This window comes from Halomonas sp. HNIBRBA4712 (assembly GCF_043558675.1).
Lineage (GTDB): Bacteria > Pseudomonadota > Gammaproteobacteria > Pseudomonadales > Halomonadaceae > Vreelandella.
The window spans coordinates 1-4,327 of sequence record NZ_JBIFXR010000015.1; the positions used below are offsets into that span (position 1 = coordinate 1).

The window sequence follows — 4,327 nt, forward strand, 5'->3', positions numbered from 1 at the left end:
CGGTCACCTGCACGGGTTGAGCGCGCCGGGCCTGGACCTGGAGATCGACCTCACCCCGGATGCCCTGCACCGGGAGATCCAGCGCCGCCTGACCCTGGAAGGCCACGGCCAGGCTCAACCGCTGATTCTGGAACGCGGCTACACCAACCTCGGCCAGCTCGACCATCTCACCCTGCGCGGCGCGCAAAGTAGCGGCGGCCAGCAGTACCAGTACGACGCCCTGGGCCGCATGAGCTTCCGCGCCCTGCAGGGCGACCAGGCCAAGGTGATAGCGTATAGCTACGATGCCGCCGGTCGCCTCACAGGCAGCCAGTACGGCGACCAGGCCCACCGCTACGCCGTGGACGCCGCAGGCAATCCCCTCGACGGGCAGCAGCCGGTCACCGACAACCGCGTCACGCAGCACAACGGCGCCCGCTACCGCTACGATGGCGCGGGCAACATGATCGAGCGGCAGCAGCCGGACGGCGAGCGCCTGACCATGGGCTACGACGGCGCCAACCGCCTGGTAAACCTGACGCGCACCAGCGCCTACGGCTCTACCATGGAAGCCGCCTACCGCTACGACGCCCTGGGCCGCCGGATCAACAAAACCGTGCGCCAGGTGGACGGCAACACCGCCACTACCCACTACGGCTGGGACGGCGACCGGATTGTACGAGAAGAAAGCGAGAGCCAGCGCTCGACCATCGTGTATGAGCCGGGCAGTTTTGTGCCGATGCTGCGCATCGATGATACTCAGCAAGGCTCACAACTGAGCGCCTTCGTCACGGATGCGATCGGCACACCGATGCAGCTCGTGGCTGCCAACGGCGAAACGCAGTGGCAAGGCCAGCCCGACGACTGGGCGGCGGTGAGAAACGAGCGCGCCAATACCGTTCAGCCGATTCGCTTTCAGGGTCAGTGGTACGATGAGGAAAGCGGGCTCTATTACAACCGCCACCGTTACTACGATCCGCAGCAAGGTAGGTATATTAGCCAGGATCCAATTGGGTTGCAGGGTGGGACGAATTTGTATGGGTATGTGGCAAACCCGACGGGGGCGGTGGATCCGCTGGGGTTATTCTCAGTAATCGGTTGCCCAGAAAACCAAAGTGGCCTTGATGGCGCGGTTGATGGCGTTCTTTCTTTAGGCACAGGGCTACAGAGATTTTTCAGATATGCAGCTCGAAGCGTTGGAATATATGGGTTAGATGAAGCAAGAAACGCTAATAGAGAGGGCCGGATTATAGATGCTGCGGCAAAAGAATATGTTACTAACCCTAATGCTAGAGAGTTAGCCAACTCAGCTATAATTCATGAGGCTAGGCAGCCTGAAAATTATTGTGAGTATAATCAGGGAAGAGTTATCTCAAGAGTAGGGGTTGGTCTATGGCTTAGCCCTATCGGAGCATTGGCTACTATGGGAGACATATCGTACGGTGTTGAACAAGGGAGCCGCACAGTAGATGAAATCTTAGGAGATGGTTTATATGGAGCTGAATAGTAGAATAAGCAAACATAAGTTTTTGTTTATATTGTTAGGTGCTTTGATGGCAAGTGCCCCTTTAAATATATATCTAGCTTTTAACTGGACTGCAGCTTTTGTTTTTTTATTGTTTTTTATACCTATGCTTGGTATTAAAGCTAAATTTTTAAGAAATATCTTGGCTGCAATATTTTTCGGGTATTACATATCCGCTATGATAGCTATGCTGTTGGCAATTTTATACTATTAAGTATTTATGTATTAGGTGTAGGGTCCCGGAGGGGAATGGTTAAAAGCGCAAAAAATATTGAGTCTCTTTTTAGCCAGCGCTGAGCAGTACCGCTGGGTGGCCAACGGCGCGCCGCAGCAGAGTCAGTTCGGCGACCTGCTCGCGCTCAACTGGCACATCTACGGCAGCGGCCACCTGCACGGACTGAGCGCGCCCGAGCTAAATCTGGAGGTTGATCTCACGCCTGATGCCCTGCATCGGGAGACTCAGCGTCGCCTAAGCCTGGACAGCAGCAACCAGACGCAGCCGCTGATTATGGAGCGCGGTTATACGAACCTCGGCCAACTGGACCACCTCACCCTGCGCGGCGCGCAAAGCGGCAGCCAGCAATATCAGTACGACGCCCTGGGCCGCATGAGCTTCCGCGCCCTGCTGGGTGAACAATCCAGGGTGATTGCGTACAGTTTTGACGCCGCCGGCCGCCTCACCGGCAGCCAGCACGGCGACCAGGCCCACCGCTACGCTGTCGATGCAGCGGGCAACCCGCTGGACGGCCAGCAGCCGGTGACCGACAACCGCGTCACGCAACACAACGGCGCCCGCTACCGCTATGATGGCGCGGGCAATATGATCGAGCGGCAGCAGCCGGACGGCGAGCGCCTGACCATGGGCTATGACGGCGCCAACCGGCTGGTAAGCCTCACCCGCACCAGCCCCTACGGCCATACCACACAGGCCGCCTACCGCTACGACGCCTTGGGCCGCCGGATCAGCAAGACCGTGCAGCACACCAACGGCACCACCGCCACCACCCGCTTCGGCTGGGACGGCGATCGTATCGTGCGGGAAGAAACCGACAATCAGCGCTCGACCATCGTCTACGAGCCGGGCAGCTTCGTGCCGATGCTGCGCATTGATGATACCCAACAGGGACAGCAACTCAGCGCCTTCGTCACGGATGCGATCGGCACCCCGATGCAGCTCGTCGCCGCGAACGGCGAAACCCGCTGGCAGGGGCAGCCTGATGACTGGGCAGCAGTGAAGAATGTGCGCGGCAGTGCGAGTCAGCCGATACGCTTCCAGGGACAGTGGCACGACGAGGAATCAGGGCTCTACTACAACCGGCATCGGTATTATGATCCGCAGCAGGGGCGGTATGTGAGTCAGGATCCGATTGGGCTCAACGGAGGGACGAACTTGTATGGGTATGTTACTAATCCGATGGGGGCGGTGGATCCATTGGGATTATTTGAGAATCAAGTTCAAACTAGTAGAGGGGGGCTCGGCTTCGGAATATTAGCACCTCGTACAATGTCGCACTTTGCTATACATGAAAGTGATCGAAATGCTCTGGAGCAACTTGCTGGAGTGCGAAGCACAAGCGTCAAAACTGCAGGAGTAGGAGCTGCAGCAGGAGTGGGCGCTGGTGTAGCGGTGCTAGAGGGACCTGCTATCTCTGCTGCTCTTACTGTGGCCTATAGGTCTCCTGTTGGACAGTGCATTAAAGAAGTTTCACAGAACGTTATTTTCGAAGCAGTAACTAATATGAGTGATGCTTCACCTAATATGCCCGATGCAAAAGATTTGGCGGATGAAAATATGCGTAATCGAACTGAACAAATGCAGCGAGATACTCGCCCCAGGCCCAGGATACCAGATGTTTTGAGTTGCAAAAGGTGATGTGATGAAAAAGCTTTATCATGATCCAATTTTTTATTTTAAAACTAATTCTTGGCCTAGCTCAATGAGTGATGTTGAAGCTTTTAATAGAATTTCGTTAAGGGCCAAGGCAGGAGAGCCTGATTTTATCGTATTAGAGAGCTGGTGTTTGGCTCTGGGAAAGGGGTGTGCTCAAAATTGTGATTCACCCCTAAAGGTTTTAAAGGATGATAGAGTGAATAAGAGTTCGGTTGCACTTTGTGCGATTGGGTTAGGCTTTTTAAGAGGGTATTATGGTAGTGTAGATGAAAATAAAGCAATCGAGTTTTTTGATAAAGCTAGTGAAATATGTCCTTTCAAAGCAAATTATCAGAAAGGGTTTATGTATTTTGAAAAATACTATTATGGTGGTAAAGAAAAAGATAATATTATTAATGCAAAATTTTTTTTTGAAGAAGCAGCCAAGAAAGGGCATGCTACTAGTTTGAATTTTCATGTTTTTTGCCGAGCAGGGGCTAAAACACATCTAAGACATTTCTCAAGATATTTTTTTATCTTAACAAAATATATGTTTGCCAAAGGAAGGTTGAGTGGCCCTGAAAGATGGTGGTGTTATCGAGACTTAGATATTTACCGCCCAACAGCTGCTTCCTTAGCAGAAGGATGTGGAAAAGCATTAGGTTATTTTTCAAAGAAATAGTCATCGGGCTCTGCATTATTAATATTCTTTTTTGTAAATCTTTCTGTCCTCTGGGGATACGTTCGGGCTATCGCAAACCACTACGATGTCGCCGGCCGTCCCACCGGCAGCCAGCACGGCGATCAAGCCCAACGCTACGCCGTCGATGCTGCGGGCAACCCGCTGGACGGCCAGCAGCCGGTGACCGACAACCGCGTCACGCAACACAACGGCACCCGCTACGGCTGGGACGGCGACCGCATCGTGCGAGAGGAAAGCGACAATCAGCGCA

5 protein-coding genes are annotated in these 4,327 nt (G+C 53.7%); 4 read left to right on the plus strand and 1 reads right to left on the minus strand.

The window, feature by feature from the left end:
• The 4 genes from ACGK9R_RS17025 to ACGK9R_RS17040 form a co-directional block, all read left to right on the plus strand.
• Positions 1 to 1,486, plus strand: a 1,486-nt coding sequence (locus ACGK9R_RS17025) for an RHS repeat-associated core domain-containing protein (protein ID WP_394583500.1), incomplete at its 5' end; no start/stop codon positions are given.
• Positions 1,473 to 1,718 carry a hypothetical protein gene (locus tag ACGK9R_RS17030; protein ID WP_394583502.1) on the plus strand — a complete coding sequence of 82 codons (246 nt, stop codon included), beginning with the start codon at positions 1,473 to 1,475 and terminating at the stop codon, positions 1,716 to 1,718. The genes ACGK9R_RS17025 and ACGK9R_RS17030, both read left to right, overlap by 14 nt.
• Positions 1,719 to 1,775: 57 nt before the next feature.
• Positions 1,776 to 3,377, plus strand: a complete 1,602-nt coding sequence (locus ACGK9R_RS17035; RefSeq protein ID WP_394583504.1) for an RHS repeat-associated core domain-containing protein — start codon at positions 1,776 to 1,778, stop codon at positions 3,375 to 3,377.
• A 4-nt stretch (positions 3,378 to 3,381) separates the two neighbouring features.
• A complete protein-coding gene (locus ACGK9R_RS17040; RefSeq protein ID WP_394583505.1) occupies positions 3,382 to 4,056 on the plus strand; it encodes a hypothetical protein in 675 nt (224 codons plus the stop codon).
• An 18-nt stretch (positions 4,057 to 4,074) separates the two neighbouring features.
• On the opposite strand, the gene ACGK9R_RS17045 is transcribed toward ACGK9R_RS17040, so the two are convergent.
• On the minus strand, positions 4,075 to 4,327 hold a 253-nt coding region (locus tag ACGK9R_RS17045), incomplete at its 5' end, for a hypothetical protein (RefSeq protein ID WP_394583507.1).